This window comes from Flavonifractor sp., from assembly GCF_019422385.1.
Lineage (GTDB): Bacteria > Bacillota > Clostridia > Oscillospirales > Oscillospiraceae > Flavonifractor > Flavonifractor avistercoris.
This window is the reverse complement of sequence record NZ_JAHZDL010000006.1, coordinates 1-18078: the sequence shown is the minus strand read 5'-3', so window position 1 is coordinate 18078 and position 18078 is coordinate 1. Positions and strand designations below refer to the sequence as shown.

Genomic DNA, 18078 nt, shown 5'->3' with positions numbered 1-18078 from the left:
TTCCTCCTCAAAAAGTAATGATTAAAAGAGATCAAAGCGGTTGGGATCAAAGCCGGGGGCGGCGGGCACGTCGGTCTTTCCGTCCACGATCAGGTCGCTCACCAGCTTGCCGGTGACAGGGGACAGGCAGATGCCGTCGCCCTCGTGGCCGGCCGCCAGGAAGAAGCCGGGCACGCCGTTGACAAAGCCGATGAGGGGCTTGCTGTCGGGGGGATAGGGGCGCAGGCCGCCCATGGTGCGGATGATGTTCAGGTTCTTCAGGCCGGGGATGATCCGGGTGGCGTTTTTCAGCAGCTCCCGGAGGCACAGGTAGGTGTTGCCCGTGTCGTAGCCCACGAACTCCCGGCTGTTGCCGAACTCGATGTTGCCCTTCTTGGACTGGACCAGGGAGATGGCGATGCCCATCTGGGCCTTCAGGGAGTGGTCGTTCTTCAGCATCTCGGGGTGGTGCTTGCCCACGATGTAGCGGGCGTTGTTGACCAGCTTGTGGACGAAGGGGGGCACGGCCTCGGTGATCACCGTCTGGCCCCGGCGGGGCTTGATGGGGATGTTCAGCCCCACCATCTTGCCCACGATGGGGGCCCAGGAGCCGGCGGCATTGATCACGATGGGGGCGTAGTAGGTGTCCCGGTTGGTCTTGACGCCGGCCACGGCCCCGTTGCGCAGGAGGATCTCCTGGGCGGCCTCGTGGGTAAACACCTTGGCACCCAGGGACACCGCCTTGTCGGCAAAGGCCAGGTTCAGGCGGAAGGGGTTCACGTCGGCGTCCACCTCGCTGTAGGAGGCACCCACGATGGCGTCCCGGTTCAGGCCGGGCTGGAGGTACATGGTCTCGTCCACGTCAATGATGCGGGAGTTGAGGCCCAGGGCGTTCTGCTTCTTGACGATGCCCTCCATGATGTGCAGCTCTTCCTCATTCTCGATGAGGAGCAGGGAGCCCTTCTGCTCGTACTCGATGTCCCGGCCCAGCTCCTGGGCGAGGGTCTTGTACAGCTCCACGCTGTACAGGGCCAGCTGCAGGTGCTCGTTGGGCTCCTTGGTGTTGGGGGCGATCATGGTGTCGCAGGAGCCGCTGGCGCCGCTGTTGAAGTAGCTGCGCTCCAGCTGGATGACCCGCTTTCCCCGCTTGGTGAGATAGTAGTTCACGGAGCTGCCGATCACGCCGCCGCCGATGATGATCACATCTGCTGTCAACGACATGCCTCATCCTCCTCTCTGGTGATGGCGGTCAGATCGCCCACGTTCAGCAGGCGGACCGGGAAACGCTGGTGGGTGCAGCAGGCGTCAAAGTCGACCTTTGCCTCCCGCAGCATCCGCTCGATGTTCTTCCGGCAGGTCATGCCCTGGCAGACGCCCATGCCCGCGTTGGTGCGCACCTTGATGTCCCGCACGCTGCGGGCGCCGGCCGCGATGGCCCGCTTGATGTCGCCCACCGTCACCTCTTCACAGCGGCAGACGTAGATGTCGTCCTCGTTGGGTACCATCACTGCCCCCCCTTTCTGTCGATGCCGCGCACATCCATGAGATACTCCTTGGGGATCTCAACGGTGACCACGGCGGTGTGGTCGAACGCCGGTACGTTCCGCACGCTGTGGACGGTGCCCTGGGTGACGAACGCGCCGTCCCGGCTGGTGCAGCGGACGGACGCCCCCGGCTCTGGCAGGGGCACGTACTCATAGGGGAAACTGACCAGCGACGTGGTCTCACTGTAGTTCTTGTGGAGATTGAAGATGGCCAGGCCGGGGCAGCGGGTGATGCAGATGCCGCAGCCGTTGCACTTGTCCGCGTCCAGCTTGGGCAGGGCGGTGATCTCAGCGCCCACCGTGATGGCCTTCTGGGGGCAGGCCGTCTCACAGGGGTTGCAGGGGATGCACTGCACGCACTCGATGCAGGCCACTGGGCCGCGTTCCAGCCGCTCCGGCGTGGGGATTCCGGGGGTGTGTTCCATCACTGCTTCCCTCCCTGATGATAGTAGTTGAGAATCTGGGCCTTGGCGTCCGCCCGCTTCTGGCCGAACTCGCCGGAGCGCAGGGAGGCCAGTCGGGCCCGGATGGCCTCCTTCTCCGCCGCGGCCTCGTCGGCGGGCACATAGCCCAGGGCCTCCGCGGCGGCGGTGCCGGCCAGGCGGCCCTCCTCCATGGCGGTGCTGGCCTCCTCAATGCCGGAGATGTCCCCGGCGATGTACACGTCCGGATTGCTGGTGCGCATGTCCTCGTCGTGGAGGGGGATCACGCCGCCCAGGGCCGGGATCTCGGCCAGCTGGCAGCCGGCCATGCTGGCCAGCTCGATCATGGGGGTCAGGCCCACGGCCATGCACACCGTGTCGGCCTCCAGCACCTTCTCGGTGCCGGGAACGGGCTGGAAGTGATCCAGCTCCACCAGCTCCACCTTCTGCACGCCCCCCTCGCCGGTGACCCGGTTGATGGTGTGGGACAGGTAGAAGGGCACGCCGGCCCGACGGAGCTTGTTGGCGTGGACGCCGTAGCCACCGATGGCGGGGGCGGCCTCCACCACACCCACCACGTCCATGCCCGCCTGAAGCATCTGGTAGGAGACGATCAGACCCACGTTGCCCGAGCCCACCATCACCACCCGGGAGCCGGGCTGGACGTGGTGCAGGTTCACCATGGTCTGGGCCGCACCGGCGGTCATGACGCCGGGCAGGGTGGAGCCCTCAAAGCAGAGGTTGTTCTCGTTGGCGCCGGTGGCGATGATGATCTTCTTGGTCTTGACGGTCTGGACGCCGTCGGCGCTGCCGTACAGGGCCAGATGGTCGTCGAAGATGCCGTAGACCGGATAGCCCAACAGCACCTCCACCTGGAGCTGCTCGGTCTCCTCCAGCAGCTGCTCGCCGATGCGGAAGCCCCGCACGCCGGCGTTGTGCTCCCGGGAGCCGAAGAACTTGTGGATCTGCTTGAACAGCTGGCCGCCGGGCCGCTGGTTCTCGTCGATGATCAGCACCTTGGCCCCGCGGCGGGCCGCCGCGATACCGGCCGACAGGCCCGCCGGGCCCGCGCCGATGATCAGGATTTCAACCTCCCTCACGCCTGCTCCTCCTTTCCGCCCAGTCCGTACTGGGTCTCCACCGTCATGCCCTCCTCCACGGGGGTCACGCAGGTGCGGGTGTTGGGTACGCCGTTGACGATCATTTTGCAGTCGTTGCACCGGCCGATGCCGCAGAAAATGCTGCGTCCGGTGTGGTTCTTGGCCGTGTACCGCAGGGTGCGCACCCCGGCGGCGATGAGTGCCGCCGCGATGGGCTCTCCGGTGACGGCCGGGATCTTCTTTCCCTCATAGAGGATGTAGGTGTCCGGTTGCCGGCCCACCTCCAGGATGGGATGCTGCTCGACTCTCATAAAGACCCTCCTATTCTCGAAACGTGGTATTGGACGATCTGGCTGGGCGTACCAGCGCGCCCCGCGGGGGAGCTGCATGCTGAACGAAAAAGAAAGGCAGTGCAGGATAGGTCGTCCCCCTTGATGGACCCTATCTTACACTGCCAATCGGCTATTGACGAGCAACCTGTAAACAAGTTGACCAAATATATTTTGTAAAAGAGCTTACAAACAAAGCGTTTTAACAAAACTGGCAAGTTGAATTTTGTTGGATATGTCTAAAATCTTACCAATCCTCCGGATTCAGTCTGGCATTTATCTGAATTCTCCGATTCAGCATTCGAATGACGCCCTCGTCACAGAGCTCCCCCAGCAGCTTGGATACCGTGATGCGGGAACTGCCGATGATGACGCTGAGGTCGCTCTGGCTGTAATGTACCCGTTGGTCATACCATTGGCCGTCAATCAGCCTGGTGCGGTCGGCGGCGACCAGAAAGAGCTTGATCAGACGGTCTCTGTAGGAGTTAAAGGTGATATTTTCAATCTCATGCCGCATGATAAGGGTCTTTTTGGCGCTTTCCATCAGTACCGCGTTCCGAAAGAGCGGGGATTCATCTGTCAGGCGGAGAAACGTGTCGTGATCCAGCCGGTACAGCGTTGTGGGAATATCTGCCTTCGAGATCACCGTACTGGGCTCATTCAAAAAATTGACTGCCTCTCCGAAGAACCACCCCTTGGACAGGGTGTAGAGCAGCTTTTCGCCGCCGTTCTGTCCGATGATATAGTGGCTGGTCCGACCCTCCGCAATATAGTACACGCCTCCGATGTTCTCACCAATTTTACAAAAAACTGTTTTGGGCGCTAACCGGATGATGGTACCGTGCTTCTGAATAAATTGTTCCAATTCGCTGTCCATCCCGTTTGGAAGGGTGAAACTGGAATAGGCAAACGCCATAAAACCACAACTCCTCTCCTGAGCAAGGGTATCAGAAATGGTTTGTTCCATAATGATAAGTTTACACCCTTAACCGTCAAAAGGCAATGCGATTTTGCTTCACCCGCCCCGCCCAGGCGGTGCTGGCAGGGCACCCAACCCCTGTTGCCTGCTGCGGGGCAGCTCGGTAATAAAAGAGCTGTCGAAACTGCCTTCTTGGCAGGGATACCATCTAAACGGAGTGACAAAGGACAGATCGGCGCCCCATGGCGACAAAAGGAAAGGTACGGCTTAGACTGTGTCTCTTTGTTGAAATGCCAAACTAATTTGGATATTACCGTTACAGCGTGTCTTTTTTTGGTGCCAGCCCCAGGAGCCGCCGGGATGCTCCTTCCTGGGCTAACCCAGCCCGCCGGCCTGAATGCGGCGTTTCAGATCAAGCACCTTTTCCTCGAGCTGCGCCATGACGGCGAGGAAGGCTCCGTCGCCCCTGCCGCTGGGGTCGTCCAGCCCCCAGTCCTCCCGGTGGGAGCAGGGCAGAGCCGGGCACTGCACATTGCAGCCCATGGTGACCACGATGTCCACGGGCGGCAGCTGGTCGAGGGACTTGCTTCTCTGGCTTTGCTCCATGTCGATACCGTAAACCCGCTTCATCAGGCGCACCGCGTCGGGATTGATGCGGGTGCCGGGATGGGTGCCGGCGGAGCAGCTTTCAAACACATCGCCGGCCAGCTTCCGGCCCAGGGCCTCCGCCATCTGGCTGCGGCAGGAGTTGTGGACGCAGAGGAAGGCCACCTTTGGCTTTTCCCGGCCGGCCGCCGAGAAGGGACAGCGCGCGCCAATGCACTGGCTGTTCCGCGCGCTGTAGGAGCATACCGGCACGGTGCGCGCCATCCCCACCCCCAGATGCTCCCGGACAAAGTCCACAGCGGCCAGGACGGCCAGAAAGGAGTCCCGCTTGCAGCACCGGGGGCCGCCGGCCCTGCCGATGGCGTCCAGGGCGCGGGCGGTCATCTGGTTGCTCAGTCCCCAGGGCTCCACGGCCAGCGGGGTGGACTGGGTGGCGATGGCCAGGAACTGCCCCGCGCCGACGCCCGCCCCGCAGGCGCCCCAGAAGCCGCAGGCCCCGCCGGGCACGGCCCTGCCCCGGCGGTACATCTCCCGCAGGGCGTTCTCCAGATCCAGCTGCCCTCCGGCGTTCCGGTAGGCGGTGAGCAGGGCCGCCCCCACCATCACATGGTGCTCCGGGCCGTGCATGTGGCAGAAGGGCATCGCCATCATCCGCCGGAGAATGGCGACGGGGTCGGCGGAGGCCTCGGAGAGGCACAGGCCGAAGATGCTGTCCATCCCCTGGGTGTGGCAGTCGCTGCACACATAGTGCCCGTTGACACAGCGTGTCTTGCTGGGCTCTTTCCTGTGACAGACGGCACACTCCATGGGTTGATCCTGCACCAGATATTCCAGGGGCGCCTGACAGATCAGGCATTCTTCCGTATTCAACTCTCCGTCTCCTCCCATTTTTTCAGTGCGGCCAGCTGCTCCGGGGTGTGGAACCAGTGCTCCCCGCCCTCCAGCACCGTGAGCCGGGCGCTGTGCCGCCGGGTATAGGCCTCCACGGTCTCCCGGGGCGTCATATTGTCCCCGCTCCCCCAGAGGATGCGGATGGGGCAGGCCCAGCGGTGCACCGGATGCTCCCGCACCCAGCGCAGGTATTTCCAGGACAGGAGCTGCCCCCGGGAGGTGGTGATCTCGCCCCGCTCCCGCAGCTGGGCCTCCGACACCCCGGCCCCGTTCATCATGGTGAGAATCAGCCCCTCCATGTCCAGGACGGGGGAGAGCAGCAGGGCGCGGGCCGGATTGGCAAAGGCCAGCATAGCAAAATAGGCCCCGATGCTGGTGGCCCGGAGGGAAATGCTCTCCCAGCGGCGTTCTGCCCAGTCCAGCGCGGCCCGGATATCCGGCACCGCCGTCCACGGAGCCAGCTCCTCGTCCCTGCCCTGGCGCGCCCCGTGGCCGGGCAGGTCGATGGACAGCACCTGATGCCCCCTGGGGCAGGCCGCCAGAGCAAAGGCCTCCGCCTCCTCCTTGCGGCCCATCTGCCCATGGAGGAACAGATAGCCCCGCCCCGCGGGATCACCGTAAAGAATGGCGGGAATCCCGCCGATGGAAATCTGTTCTGCTCTCATGCTCTCCTTTCCGCACGCCGCTCCTGCGGCGGCTGTCTAGGCCGTCCCGGCCCGTCACGTCGCCTGGTGGGGGATGGTGATTTTCTCCACCCGGAGCCGCCCGCCCGAGACCTCCGCCATCATCATGGTGATCTCCTGATGGAACCGCCGGGGGCCGCAGGAGCCGGGGTTGAGCCAGAGAAGGCCGCCCTTTTCCTCCTGCACATACCGGTGGGAGTGGCCGAACACCACCACATCGACCCCCGGGAGCTCCGCCGGGATCTTCTTCCGGTTGTGAATCAGGAAAAAGGTCACGCCGCCCAGGGTGACGGTGAGCTCGTGGGGAATGTCCTCCGCCCACTCCTTGTCGTTGTTGCCCCGGACAACATACAGCGGGCCATATCCCCGCAGCTCGTCCACAATGCTCTGCTTGTTGATGTCGCCGCCGTGGAGAATGGCATCGGCGGATTTCAGATGCTCCGCAGCCTCCGGCCGCAGCAGGCCGTGGGTGTCGGAGAGAATGGCAAGCCTCATGTATGCGCCCCCCGTTCACAGAGCTCCCGGAGCCCACGATAGAACGCCCGGGCGTTCTCCAGATCCCGCGCGTCCGGGCGGCCCTTGGCGATGCCGCCCACCAGCCGGAAGGGGCCGAAGGTGTCGTAGCCCCGGCAGCCGAATTCGCCCAGCACCGGACAGCCGCGGGATCGGGCGATTTCCGCCACGGCCCGGCTGCCGGCGCCCCGCGTGCCACCGCAGGTATAGACGAAAAAGACCGGCTTCCCCTGGGGCAGGTACTGGCTGGCGAAGGCCGCCACGGCCGGATGAAAGGCAAAGCCGTAGATGCCGGAGGCAAATCCGATGCAGTCATACCCGTCCAGGCGGACGGCCTGGCGGGTGGTCACGTCGATGAGGTCGAGCCCGCCCTCATCGGCCATGGCCTCCAGCACCTTTCTGGTGTTCCCGTGGTGGCGGGAGCAATAGCAGACAGCGGCTTTCATGGCAGTCCTCCTCAGATAATGATGCCGTCGCAGTGGTCGATCTCGTGCTGGATGATCTGGGCCGTCCAGCCGGTGAAGGTCTTGATGCGTTCCTGAAACTGCTCGTTCTGCCAGCGGACCTTGATGGATCTCCACCGCCGGGCCCGGCGGGTGCCGATGAGGGAGAGGCAGCCCTCCTCCGCCTCATAGGGGCCGGATTTTTTGATGATCTCCGGGTTGAACATGACCATGCGGGCACCCTCGTTGTCAAAGGCGATGATGCGCTTGTTCACCCCGATCATGTTGGCCGCCATGCCCACGCAGCCCTCGCGGTGTTGCTCCAGCGTGTCCAGCAGATCCGCTGCCGTCTGCCCGTCCTCCGGCGCGGCAGGCTCCGCCCTACGGGCCAGGAACGCCTCATCTCTGCAAATCTCACGAATCATGGCTGACTCTCCTTTTGAGCTTGAATGGCCGGCGCAAGGGCCGCGCCGCAATGTATGGCCCGGCCCACTGTGGCGGCCCCCGGCGACCGCTCTGTTGCTGGAGGCATTATAACACAGGGGCGGAGAAAATGCCATGGTTCTGCGGCTTTCGATGACCGGTGGACACACCTGTGGCCCGGAGCCAGCGGACGGTCAGTCCATCCGCCTCCCTCCGCGTCTGGCTCTGAAAGCACCAAACCGGTATATGGCATGTCTCCTTTCTGATGCTGGGGAGGAAAGAAGACACCGCCTCGGAGTCCCTGCGGCATCGCATGCCGGGGGCGCTCAGGCCTCCGGCACAGGCGACAGGCGGGCCGTCCGCTTTGCGCGGTTGCGGTCATAGACTTTGCGGCTGGGCCGCACCCGTGTTACCGGCGAGAGGCCGTGCCAGACGCCCCGCTGTGCGGCATGGTATGCCCGCTGGGCCCGCTTGCTCTGCTTGTTCAGCGGTACAGGCTGTTTCATGGGTTTTCATCCTCCTGAAAATATAACAGTTTCCTTACATCTTCCCGGATGCTCTTGCCTTTTTCCCCGGCATCCGGTATCCTGAGAGTCCCGATCGGCAACACGGGAGAATGGAGGCGGTTTTCATGCGTCAAAAGAACTTCCCGGTGATTGACCCTGCGGCCACCGGAGCAAACATCGTCCGCCTGCGCAGGGCGCGGGGTCTGTCCGTCCGGGATCTCCAGGCCTTCTTCGGCTTTGAGGAGCCCCAGGCCATCTACAAGTGGCAGAAGGGGAAGAGCCTTCCCTCCGTTGACAATCTGTACGCGCTGGGTGCCCTGCTGGAGGTGCCTATGGAGGAGATCCTGGTCTCCGCGGGTTCAAAGTGGAATGAGCTGGTTTATGAGCAGCAGGCAGATGCCTGCTGCTCTCCGCATTTGGGGGTGGTTTGTCCAGCAGCCGTGGATACGGCAGGAGCTTACGGCTCCCGCAGGCCATTTTCCGCTCCGCGCCCCGGCTGTTCCCGGAGGGAATGCCGGGGCGGCGTTGCGTCAATTGCCCCAAAGGGCAGCGTTTATCATCCGCCCATCCTTCCCGGATGGGCCGGGGATGGAGATGTGAGTGTGGCAGGGAGGGGGGAGTGGAGCAGTGTCACAGCGCAGGGCGCCGCCGTGCGGGGCGCTGAGGAAGCCGGTGAGGGCCTTCTCCGGTGTCAGAGACCGGAACTCCTGTATAAGCGCGGAATCTGCGCAGTCGTCAAATGTGCAGCGCTATGGTTCGTCTGCACCTGAACCGGCCTGGGCGGAGCCGCGCCCCTGCCGCATCCGCGGCCGCTGGACCCGGGGGCGGAGGGCGGTCAGTCCGCCTCCCCGGTAAAGACGCCGAAGGCCTCCGCGAAGGTGTCGTTTACGTCGAAGGGGGCGGCGTAGTCCACCTGGGTGGTGACCAGGGCGGCATCCAGCGCGGAGGACACGGCGTCAGCCTTCCGGCTCAGCTCCGCGCACATCTTCCGGATCCGGTTCCGGTCAAAGTTGATGGTGGTGACCCGCTTCACGTCGCAGCGGTAGGACACCTGGTTGCCCTCATTGTTGAAGCAGTAGCCGGTGCCGCCGTTTGGAATTACCACCTCCGAGCTGCGCAGCCCCGCCATCCGGCGCAGCAGGCGGGCGGCATCCTGACGCCTGGCGTTCAGGCTCACCTCGCCGTCCAGCCCGGCCGGCAGATCCAGCCTAGACTTGGCCCGGCAGACGGCCGCGGTCAGCAGCTCCCGCTCCCGTAGCAGGTAGAGCAGGAATTCCGCCACGGAGGTGATCTGCCCGCTGTACTCGGTGCTGGGCACCACCTCGGTGGTCTCATCCTCGAACTGCTTCATGACCTTTTTCCGCAGATAGGTGTTCTGCACCCGGGTGATGTTGTCCTCATTGCCCAGGATGGACTGTGCCTCCTCCATCAGGGACTGCAGCTTGTTCTGGAACCGGAACGCCTCTTTCAGATTCATCTGATGCCCTCCTTATCTGTCTTGCTGCATAGATTATACGGCAGACAGGGGGCGCTGTCATTAAACTGCTGGTTGAAAACGGGGATGTCCCAATGCACTGCACCTCATTTGCTAAGCAGTAATCTCCATGCTGGAGAAGGTGTTTGAGGCGATGCCAGATGGAACAGGATTGATCCTTTACTCTGACCAGGACTGGTAGTATCAGCACAAGGAATACCAACGCATGCTCAGGAGAAAAGGAATTTGCCAGAGCATGAGCCGTAAGGGCAACTGCCTGGACAATGCCGTCATGGAGAATTTCTTTGGCTTACTCAAAAGTGAGCTGCTTTATCTGCAGAAGTTCACATCTATGGAACACTTCAAGCAGGAAGCGGCGGATTATTTGGATTACTACAATAACCGCATAATCAAGACAAAGCGAAAGGGCTTGCCGCCTGCTCTTCACAGACAACAAGCCCCTTCAGGTGCTTGAACATTTCCTTTAAAAAATATTGTCTAACTTTTCGGGGACACTTTACCAAACGGGGCGGCCGGCTTGTGCTGTAAATTACTCGGTGGTGTAGTTGTCGAAGTAGCCCTGGATATAGACAATGGGGGTGCCCTTGTCGCCGGAGCCGGAGGTGAGGTCGCACAGGGAGCCGATCAGATCGGTGAGGCGGCGGGGGGTGGTGCCCTGGGCGGCCATCTTGCCCACCAGGGAGCCGTCCTTCTTCTTGATCTCGCCCTTGATGGCGTCCCGCAGGGCCTCGCCGGACAGGTCGGCAAAGTCGTTGTCCGCCAGATACTTCAGCTTGAGCTCGTTGGGGGTGCCCTCCAGGCCGGCGGTGTAGGCGGGGGAGACCACCGGGTCGGCCAGCTCCCAGATCTTGCCCACGGGATCCTTGAAGGCGCCGTCGCCGTATACCATGACCTCCACGTGCCTGCCGGTCTCCTTCAGGATGCGGGCCTGCACGTCCTCCACCAGTTGCTGGCACTCCTCCCGGGGGAAGAGCTTCACCTTGTCCTCGGTGGACTTGTTGGAGCCCAGCAGGCCGTACTTGGTGTTGTAGCCGCTGCCGCCCACCGGGGCGTTGAGGATCTCGTCCAGGCAGAACACCTTCTCCGCGCCGGCGGCGAGCAGGCGCCGCTTGGTACGGGCGCGGGTGTGGATGTCGCAGGCCAGGACGGTCTTGGTGTAGGGCAGGATGGCCTGGGGGTCATTGGCGAAGATGACCTCCACCTCGGCGCCGCACTCCCGGATCAGGTTGGAGTAGTAGTCCACATAGTCCACGCCGGTGAAGGGGTGGGTGGTGTAGCCGAACAGCGCCCGGTACTGCTCCAGGGTGAGCACATCCTTGTAGGGATCCACCCCCTTCTCGTCCATCACGTCCACGTCGATGAGGTGGTTGCCCACCTCGTCGGAGGGGTAGGACAGCATGAGGACGATCTTTTTCGCCCCCTTGGCGATGCCCCGCAGGCAGATGGCGAAGCGGTTGCGGCTGAGGATGGGGAAGATGACGCCCACGGTCTCCCCGCCCAGCTTGGCGCGCACGTCGGCGGCGATGTCGTCCACCGAGGCGTAGTTGCCCTGGGCCCGGGCCACGATGGCCTCGGTCATGCAGATCACGTCCCGGTCGCGGACGGTGAGGGCGCCCTCCCTGGCGGCCTCCAGGACAGAATTGGTGACGATCTCCACCAGATCGTCGCCGCTGCGGATGATGGGAGCACGGATTCCCATGGATACGGTGCCGACCATGCGGCTCATGTGACAACACTCCTATTATGATTCAGATGGGCGCGGCGTGCCCGCCGCGCGGTGCGGCCGCAGTGCGGCCGATTTGGCGGACAATATTATACTATAAAACCGCCGGATTGTACACAAAAACTTCCGATTTTCTCACCGGCCCGCCCTGGCCACCCACGCCCGGGCGCACTCCAGGAACCGGGTGGTGAGGGGGGAGGGGGGCCGTCCGCTGCGCACCGCCAGGACGATGTCCCGGTAGCGGGGCCGCTCCAGGGGGATGGCGGCGAAGCGGCGGCCGGTGTTGCGCAGCACCAGCTCCGGCCGGATGCTTACACCCAGGCCCTGCTCCACCATGGCCAGGGTGGCGAAATCGTCGTTGACCGTATAGTGCAGGTTGGGGCGGATGCCCTCCTCCTGAAAGATCAGCCGGATCTCCAGATCCCGCTCCTCCGGCGTGTCGATATAGGGATCCTCCGCCAGCCGGGACATGGGGTAAAACGGGGCGCCGGCCAGGGGGTGATCCGGCGGCAGCACCGCCATGAGCTGATCCCGGCACAGGGGATAGGTGTCCAGCCCCGGCCCCACGGGCAGGCCCAGAAAGCCGCAGTCCGCCTGCCCCCGGCGGAGGAGATCCTCCACCTCGGCGAACTCCCACTTGCTCAGCAGCTCAAAGCGGATGCCGGGATAGAGGGTGAGAAACTCCTTCATGATGGCGGGCAGCCAGTGGATGGACACGCTGGCGAAGGTGCCCACCCGCAGGGTGCCCCGGGCCAGGCCGTGGAGCTCCGCCACCTGCTCCTCCAGTTCCTTCTCCGCGTTGCACACCGCCCGCATATAGGGCAGCATGACCTCCCCGTGGGAGGTGGGCTCCACCCCCGTGCGGCCCCGGGTGAGCAGCTCCAGCCCCCACTCCCGCTCCAGCTCGGCCACTACCCGGCTCACCGCCGACTGGGTGTAGCCCAGGGCCTCCGCCGCCCGGGTGATGCTGCCCAGCTCCACCGTTTTCAGGAACACCAGGTACTTGCTCTGATTCACAGGTATCATTCCTTTTTCTCATAATCAACATGAAAAAGATTCGCTTGTGTCATGAGTAAATCCATTGTATACTAAAGCCGTAAGGAAGGCAAGAGGCTTTGACAGAAAGGAGCGTCACCATGAAAGAGAACAAGAAGAACCTGCACACCGGCGGCTATGCGCTGATGCATGCCAACCCCCTGTCCGTCAATACCATGCGGGAATACTGGAAGGGCAGTCCCTGGCGGGCGCTCCGCAGCCTGAGCCGGGGCTGATACAAACGCTTTTTTCCAACGATTGGGGAGATAAAGGGAGGGGCGCTCCGCCTTGTGCGGAGCGCCCCTCCCGATTTTTTTCCTGAAACGCCTCCGGATTATTTCCGGTAGCAGATCTCGTGGCGCTTGGGGCCGGTGGAGACGATGGTGATGGGGGCCTCGATGTGCTTCTCGATGAAGTCCACGTAGTCCCGGGCCGCCTGGGGCAGCTTGTCGTACTCGGTGATGCCCCGGATGTCGCACTTCCAGCCGGGCAGGGTCTCGTACACCGGCTTGGCCTGATCCAGCAGGGCGGGCACGGGGAAGTCGGTGGTGACCTTACCGCCGATGTCGTAGCCGGTGCACACCTTGATCTCGTCCAGGTAGCCCAGACAGTCGATGGCGGTGAGGGCCACCTGGGTGGTGCCCTGCACCATGCAGCCGTACTTGGTGGCAACCGCGTCGAACCAGCCCACACGGCGGGGCCGGCCGGTGGTGGCGCCGTACTCGCCGGCGTCGCCGCCCCGCTTCCGCAGTTCCTCGGCCTCGTCGCCGAAGAGTTCACTGACAAAGGCCCCGGCCCCCACGGCGGAGGAGTAGGCCTTGGTGACGGTGACGATGTCCTGGATGGCGGTGGGGGGCACCGCGCCGCCCACGGTGCCGAAGCCGGCCAGGGTGTGGGAGGAGGTGGTCATGGGGCAGATGCCCAGGTTGGGATCCTTCATGGAGCCCAGCTGGCCCTCCAGCAGCACCTGTTTGCCGTCCTTCAGGGCCTGGTGCACGAAGGTGACCGCGTCGCCCACGTAGGGCTCCAGGGCCGCCCGGTAGCCCATCAGCTCGTCAAACAGGGCCTTGGGATCCAGCAGGGGCTTGTGATACAGGTGCTCCATGAGCACGTTTTTCAGGGTGCAGATGTGCTCCAGCTGGCCCTTTAGCCGCTCCTCGTTCCACAGATCTGCCACCTGGATGCCGATCTTGGCGTACTTGTCGGAGTAGAAGGGGGCGATGCCGGAGTGGGTGGAGCCGAAGGCCGCGCCGGCCAGCCGCTCCTCCTCATAGGTGTCCAGCAGCACGTGGTAGCTCATGAGCAGCTGGGTGCGCTGATCCACGATCACGCGGGGGGCGGGCACGCCGCCGTCGGCCAGGTGCCTGAGCTCGGCCAGGAACTTCTTCACGTCCAGGGCCACGCCGTTGCCGATGACGTTGGTGACGTGGGGGTAGAAGACCCCGGAGGGCAGTTGGTGGAGCGCAAACTTGCCGTAGTCACAGATGATGGTGTGCCCGGCGTTGGCCCCGCCCTGAAAGCGGACGACCACATCGGACGCCTCGGCCAGGAGATCGGTGATCTTCCCCTTGCCCTCGTCGCCCCAGTTTGCGCCAACGATTGCTTTGACCATAATTCGTTCCTCCTGCCGCGGGGATTCGCGCATTGGCCTTTTCCCGCGCGCAACGCCCGTGGGAATCCTATCCCCATGGCGGTTTTTATTATAATACGTACTGGACAAAGCCGCAAGCCTTGACAGTCAGGATTTTCAAGGCCAAATGGCTTTGTCCAGGTGCAAGGTTTCTGCGCGAAACCGCGCAGAAACCTTGCACCATCCCTTGATGTGGTGCGCCACATCAAGGGATATCCGTATTGTAACAATGACTGAATTTCATCAAGACGGCTCAAAAAGCCGTCTTGATGAAATTGCGCGGCAGCGCGCCGCGCGAATCAACCGCATTGCGGTTGATTCAGCAGACATTATTATAGCGCGTTTTTTGTGGCGGTGACAAGAAAAAATCTGTAAAAAAATTGCTAGGGCTTGTTTGAAAATTGGCGATGTGTCCAGCGGCGAGGGATTTTGGGCCGCTGGCAAGCAATTTTTTCGCAGGAATCCTGACGGATTTCAAGGAAAAATTGCGCTGTCCAGGGGGCAAAAGGTCCGCCGATTGGGCATGTTGACATTTTTCAAACAAGCCCTAAAATTGGGCGGGAACCGGCGCTTCCTCTTGCGCGGGGAGGCGGAGCGGAAAGGTGGGGATGCCCTCCACATAGGGCCCCAGGGCGTACAGGGGAAAGAACACCGACGGCCCCTCTTCCGTGAGGAAAAACCGCTCCGGATCGAAGCTGCTGGCCAGGCGGCGCTCCCAGTCCGGCCAAAAGCGGGACTCCCCGGATGCCTGCCGGGCCCGCAGCTGCCGGGCGGCCTCCTCCAGCACCCAGCGCCTCCACCGAAACCCCGACGGGAACAGCTCGGCCAGGGTGAGGGGCATCCCCCGGGGCAGGGCCCAGGCGTCCCCCCGGCGCAGGGTGACGGCGTGGGGGTCGTCCAGCCGCTCGGCGGCCTCCCAGTACAGGCTGAGCCGCTCCGGGGTGTCCAGGGTGACCGAGGCGGACAGGCTGGCCTCCCAGGGGCGGAAGGGGCGGGACGCCGCCCGGGCCGCCCGGAGGGCGGCGCAGGCCCGGGGGTATAGGCTCTTTTCCCACCGGGCGGCCCACACCGCCTCCACGCGGCGGTAGCAGCGCTCCACCCGCGCCGGGACGGAGGGCAGCGCCAGGGCCCGGACGGTATAGACGAGCACCGGCTCTCCCTCCCAGGCGAGGGTTTTCTCCCGCTCCCGCCAGAGGTGGGCGGCGGGGGCGGGCTTGCAGAGCGGACAGGACATGGCGGACGCCTCCTTTTTCAGAAACTTGCGCCCCATTCTATGCCTGCCGGCAAAATTGGTGAAAAAAGAGTTTACTTCCACACTTCACTTTGGTAAAATAGGGATGGTTTCCGCAGAACGTGCATCGTTGCTTGAGGAGGTCATTTTTGTATTATGACGGCAAAACACGACAAGCAGGTCCATGGGGAGCTGCTCTACGAGGCGATTCTATCCCTGAAGGACCTGGATGAGTGCAAGAAGTTTTTCTCCGACCTGTGTACCGTGGGGGAGCTGCGGGCCATGGAGCAGCGGTTTGAGGTGGCCATGCTCCTGTCGGAGGGCATGATCTACAACGACATCCTGGAGCGCACCGGCGCCTCCAGCGCCACCATCAGCCGGGTAAACCGCTCCCTCCAGTACGGGGCGGACGGGTATCAGGCGGTGCTCCCCCGGATCAAGGAGAAGCTGGGCGAAGATGGCGTATGAGTTTCTGGCCGGGTGCTACGACGAGTTCACCGTCGACGTGCCCTACCGCCGCTGGGCGGACTATCTGGAGAAGCACTTCGCCCGCAGCGCTCTGCCCATCCATACCGTGCTGGATCTGGCCTGCGGCACCGGCAGCCTGACGAAGGAGCTGGCGGAGCGGGGCTACGAGATGATCGGTGTGGACCGTTCGGAGGAGATGCTGGCCCAGGCGGTGGAAAAGTGCCGGGGGGCGGGGGAGATTGCGCCTATGTTTCTCCACCAGAGCATGGAGAGGCTGGATCTCTACGGCACCATCGACGCCTGCGTCTGCTGCCTGGACAGTGTCAACTACGTCACCCGGCCCAAGGCCCTGGAGCGGGCCTTTCAGCGGGTCCACACCTTCCTCATGCCCGGCGGCCTCTTTCTCTTTGACATCAACACCCCGGAGAAGCTGCGGGGCCTGGACGGGCAGGTGTTCCTGGACGAGAGCGAGGACGCCTACTGCGTGTGGCGGGCGGAGTTCTCCCCCCGGCGGCGCATCTGCACCTATGGTATGGACGTATTCCGGCTGGAGCCCACCGGGCTGTGGAGCCGGGGCGAGGAGCTCCACGAGGAGTACGCCTACGAGCCTGCGGAGCTGGAGGAGCTGCTGCGGCAGGCGGGCTTCTCCCACATCAGACAATACGGCGAGCTGAAATTCCGCGCCCCCAAACCGGGGGAGGGGCGGATTTTCTTTGCCGCACGAAAGGAATTTTGACAAGCATGGCAGATCAGATCATTCGCGTACTGGCCAAAAACGCGCCTGTGAAGGCGTCGGTTATCACTGCAAGGGACATGGTGGAGCGCGCCCGGCAGATCCACAGGACGCTGCCCGTGGCCACGGCGGCCCTGGGGCGCACCCTGATGGCGGCCTCCATGATGGGCAACCAGCTCAAGGAGGACAACGGCTCCGTGACCCTGCGCATCAAGGGGGACGGCCCCCTGGGCGGCATTACTGCCGTGGCCGACAGCGCCGGCAACGCCCGGGGCTATGTGGTCAATCCGGCGGTGGATCTCCCCCTGAAGGGGCCCGCCAAGCTGGACGTGGGCTCCGCCGTGGGCCGGGACGGCTCCCTCACCGTGATCAAGGACTTGAACCTGAAGGAGCCCTATGTGGGCACCGTACCCCTGGTGTCCGGCGAGATCGCCGAGGACATCACCTCCTACTTCGCCGAGAGCGAGCAGATCCCCACCGCCTGCGCCCTGGGGGTGCTGGTGGATGTGGATCAGAGCGTGCTGTGCGCCGGCGGCTACCTGATCCAGCTGCTGCCCGGCGCGGACGACGCCGCCATCTCCGCCATCGAACGGGGGATTGCCCGGGTGGGCCCGGTAACCGAGGCCCTGCGGGGCGGCCTGGACGCCCGAGGCCTGGTGGAGCAGGTGCTCTCCGAGTTCGAGCTGGAGGAGCTCTCCGCTGAGCCGGTGGAGTACCGCTGCTACTGCAGCCGGGACCGGGTGACCCGGGCTCTCATCAGCATGGGCCGGGAGGAGCTGGAGGCCCTGCTGCGGGAGCAGGGAAAGGCGGAGCTCACCTGCCAGTTCTGCGACAAGGTCTACCACTATACCAAAGAGGAGCTGGAGGCCCTGCTGGCCTCGCTGTAAGAGGGACGGCAGAAAAAAGAAAAAAATTTGCGTGAAATGGTTGACAACGGTGGGTCGATTTAGTATAATAACCTTCGCCGCGTGACCGAGTGATAAAAATCGGACATGCGGCGAGGACAGGGGAGCATAGCTCAGCTGGGAGAGCGCATGCCTTACAAGCATGATGTCACAGGTTCGAGCCCTGTTGTTCCCACCACTCCCTCTGGGAGCTCCCGTACCCCTACCGTCTGGCGCGGTAGTTCAGTTGGTTAGAACGCCGGCCTGTCACGCCGGAGGTCGAGGGTTCAAGTCCCTTCCGCGTCGCCATTTGCCTCTGTAGCTCAGTTGGTAGAGCAGGGGACTGAAAATCCCCGTGTCGCTGGTTCGATTCCGGCCGGAGGCACCACTCTCCGGTGGATACCGCAGGGTATCCACCGGGGGATCTTCTAAATGCATGGAGAGCCGCATAGAATGGTTCCAGGCATGCAGGTGTAGCTCATCTGGTAGAGCGCCACCTTGCCAAGGTGGAGGTAGCGAGT

General features: G+C 63.4%; 22 protein-coding genes, 3 tRNA genes and 2 pseudogenes. 9 read left to right on the top strand and 18 right to left on the bottom strand.

Going from position 1 to position 18078, the window contains the following annotated elements:
* Positions 1-21: 21 nt before the first annotated feature.
* The 13 genes and pseudogenes from QZ378_RS01725 to QZ378_RS01665 all read right to left on the bottom strand — a co-directional run bounded on the left by QZ378_RS01725 (position 22) and on the right by QZ378_RS01665 (position 8358).
* Positions 22-1200, bottom strand: a complete 1179-nt coding sequence (locus QZ378_RS01725; protein ID WP_291257100.1) for an FAD-binding oxidoreductase — start codon at positions 1198-1200, stop codon at positions 22-24.
* Positions 1191-1484 (bottom strand): (2Fe-2S)-binding protein, encoded by a 294-nt coding sequence (locus tag QZ378_RS01720; protein ID WP_291257099.1) that lies wholly within the window; start codon positions 1482-1484, stop codon positions 1191-1193. Before QZ378_RS01720 ends, QZ378_RS01725 begins: the two co-directional genes overlap by 10 nt.
* The gene (locus QZ378_RS01715; RefSeq protein ID WP_191378670.1) at positions 1484-1948 is read right to left on the bottom strand and encodes a 4Fe-4S dicluster domain-containing protein; all 465 of its coding nucleotides are present in this window, start codon (positions 1946-1948) and stop codon (positions 1484-1486) included. The genes QZ378_RS01720 and QZ378_RS01715 overlap by 1 nt, the downstream gene beginning before the upstream one ends.
* The gene (locus tag QZ378_RS01710) at positions 1948-3045 is read right to left on the bottom strand and encodes an NAD(P)/FAD-dependent oxidoreductase (protein WP_291257098.1); all 1098 of its coding nucleotides are present in this window, start codon (positions 3043-3045) and stop codon (positions 1948-1950) included. The genes QZ378_RS01715 and QZ378_RS01710 overlap by 1 nt, the downstream gene beginning before the upstream one ends.
* Positions 3042-3356: a (2Fe-2S)-binding protein gene (locus QZ378_RS01705; protein WP_191378672.1), complete on the bottom strand. Its 315-nt coding sequence runs from the start codon at positions 3354-3356 to the stop codon at positions 3042-3044. The genes QZ378_RS01710 and QZ378_RS01705 overlap by 4 nt, the downstream gene beginning before the upstream one ends.
* A gap of 265 nt (positions 3357-3621) precedes the next feature.
* Entirely contained in the window at positions 3622-4290 is a 669-nt protein-coding gene (locus QZ378_RS01700) for a Crp/Fnr family transcriptional regulator (protein WP_191378701.1), read from the bottom strand.
* 378 nt (positions 4291-4668) lie between these two features.
* Positions 4669-5112, bottom strand: coding sequence for an arsenate reductase ArsC (locus tag QZ378_RS01695; protein ID WP_366765989.1), 444 nt, complete (start codon positions 5110-5112; stop codon positions 4669-4671).
* Positions 5104-5616: pseudogene (locus QZ378_RS01690) on the bottom strand (DUF5714 domain-containing protein); the annotation flags it as partial. The pseudogene QZ378_RS01690 and the gene QZ378_RS01695, both read right to left, overlap by 9 nt.
* Positions 5617-5765: 149 nt before the next feature.
* Positions 5766-6455, bottom strand: a complete 690-nt coding sequence (locus QZ378_RS01685) for an alpha/beta hydrolase (protein WP_191529341.1) — start codon at positions 6453-6455, stop codon at positions 5766-5768.
* Between the two features lie 54 nt (positions 6456-6509).
* On the bottom strand, positions 6510-6968 hold the full coding sequence (locus QZ378_RS01680) for a metallophosphoesterase family protein (protein WP_291257097.1): 459 nt from the start codon (positions 6966-6968) through the stop codon (positions 6510-6512).
* Positions 6965-7432, bottom strand: coding sequence for a flavodoxin family protein (locus QZ378_RS01675; RefSeq protein WP_191378675.1), 468 nt, complete (start codon positions 7430-7432; stop codon positions 6965-6967). Before QZ378_RS01675 ends, QZ378_RS01680 begins: the two co-directional genes overlap by 4 nt.
* A gap of 11 nt (positions 7433-7443) precedes the next feature.
* A complete protein-coding gene (locus tag QZ378_RS01670; RefSeq protein WP_191378676.1) occupies positions 7444-7854 on the bottom strand; it encodes a peptide deformylase in 411 nt (136 codons plus the stop codon).
* Between the two features lie 324 nt (positions 7855-8178).
* Entirely contained in the window at positions 8179-8358 is a 180-nt protein-coding gene (locus QZ378_RS01665) for a hypothetical protein (protein WP_191378677.1), read from the bottom strand.
* A gap of 110 nt (positions 8359-8468) precedes the next feature.
* Here QZ378_RS01665 and QZ378_RS12955 point away from each other — a divergent pair, with 110 nt between their 5' ends.
* Complete coding sequence (locus tag QZ378_RS12955) at positions 8469-9128, top strand: helix-turn-helix transcriptional regulator (RefSeq protein WP_366935110.1); 660 nt, start codon at positions 8469-8471, stop codon at positions 9126-9128.
* Between the two features lie 65 nt (positions 9129-9193).
* Here QZ378_RS12955 and QZ378_RS01655 read toward each other — a convergent pair whose 3' ends face one another.
* Positions 9194-9835, bottom strand: a complete 642-nt coding sequence (locus QZ378_RS01655) for a hypothetical protein (protein WP_191378679.1) — start codon at positions 9833-9835, stop codon at positions 9194-9196.
* A gap of 172 nt (positions 9836-10007) precedes the next feature.
* On the opposite strand from QZ378_RS01655, the pseudogene QZ378_RS01650 reads away from it, so the two are divergent.
* Positions 10008-10307 (top strand): annotated as a pseudogene (locus QZ378_RS01650) (IS3 family transposase); the annotation flags it as partial.
* A 75-nt stretch (positions 10308-10382) separates the two neighbouring features.
* Here QZ378_RS01650 and QZ378_RS01645 read toward each other — a convergent pair.
* Positions 10383-11579, bottom strand: coding sequence for a coenzyme F420-0:L-glutamate ligase (locus tag QZ378_RS01645; protein WP_191529335.1), 1197 nt, complete (start codon positions 11577-11579; stop codon positions 10383-10385).
* Between the two features lie 132 nt (positions 11580-11711).
* Positions 11712-12602, bottom strand: coding sequence for a LysR family transcriptional regulator (locus QZ378_RS01640; RefSeq protein ID WP_291257096.1), 891 nt, complete (start codon positions 12600-12602; stop codon positions 11712-11714).
* 110 nt (positions 12603-12712) lie between these two features.
* Here QZ378_RS01640 and QZ378_RS01635 point away from each other — a divergent pair, with 110 nt between their 5' ends.
* The gene (locus QZ378_RS01635) at positions 12713-12847 is read left to right on the top strand and encodes a hypothetical protein (RefSeq protein ID WP_291257095.1); all 135 of its coding nucleotides are present in this window, start codon (positions 12713-12715) and stop codon (positions 12845-12847) included.
* A gap of 98 nt (positions 12848-12945) precedes the next feature.
* On the opposite strand, the gene QZ378_RS01630 is transcribed toward QZ378_RS01635, so the two are convergent.
* Together QZ378_RS01630 and QZ378_RS01625 are read right to left on the bottom strand one after the other, a co-directional pair.
* Positions 12946-14223, bottom strand: coding sequence for an adenylosuccinate synthase (locus tag QZ378_RS01630; RefSeq protein ID WP_291257094.1), 1278 nt, complete (start codon positions 14221-14223; stop codon positions 12946-12948).
* 565 nt (positions 14224-14788) lie between these two features.
* Entirely contained in the window at positions 14789-15475 is a 687-nt protein-coding gene (locus tag QZ378_RS01625) for an RsiV family protein (RefSeq protein WP_291257093.1), read from the bottom strand.
* Positions 15476-15628: 153 nt separating this feature from the next.
* Between QZ378_RS01625 and QZ378_RS01620 the strand changes: the two genes are divergently transcribed.
* The 6 genes from QZ378_RS01620 to QZ378_RS01595 all read left to right on the top strand — a co-directional run bounded on the left by QZ378_RS01620 (position 15629) and on the right by QZ378_RS01595 (position 17945).
* Positions 15629-15940: a YerC/YecD family TrpR-related protein gene (locus QZ378_RS01620; protein ID WP_087239440.1), complete on the top strand. Its 312-nt coding sequence runs from the start codon at positions 15629-15631 to the stop codon at positions 15938-15940.
* The gene (locus QZ378_RS01615; RefSeq protein WP_291257092.1) at positions 15930-16676 is read left to right on the top strand and encodes a class I SAM-dependent methyltransferase; all 747 of its coding nucleotides are present in this window, start codon (positions 15930-15932) and stop codon (positions 16674-16676) included. The genes QZ378_RS01620 and QZ378_RS01615 overlap by 11 nt, the downstream gene beginning before the upstream one ends.
* A gap of 5 nt (positions 16677-16681) precedes the next feature.
* The gene (gene hslO, locus QZ378_RS01610) at positions 16682-17560 is read left to right on the top strand and encodes an Hsp33 family molecular chaperone HslO (RefSeq protein ID WP_291257091.1); all 879 of its coding nucleotides are present in this window, start codon (positions 16682-16684) and stop codon (positions 17558-17560) included.
* Positions 17561-17680: 120 nt separating this feature from the next.
* Positions 17681-17756: transfer RNA gene (locus tag QZ378_RS01605), tRNA-Val, on the top strand.
* Positions 17757-17789: 33 nt separating this feature from the next.
* Positions 17790-17866 (top strand) — tRNA-Asp (locus QZ378_RS01600).
* 3 nt (positions 17867-17869) lie between these two features.
* Positions 17870-17945: transfer RNA gene (locus tag QZ378_RS01595), tRNA-Phe, on the top strand.
* The last annotated feature ends 133 nt before the right edge of the window (positions 17946-18078 follow it).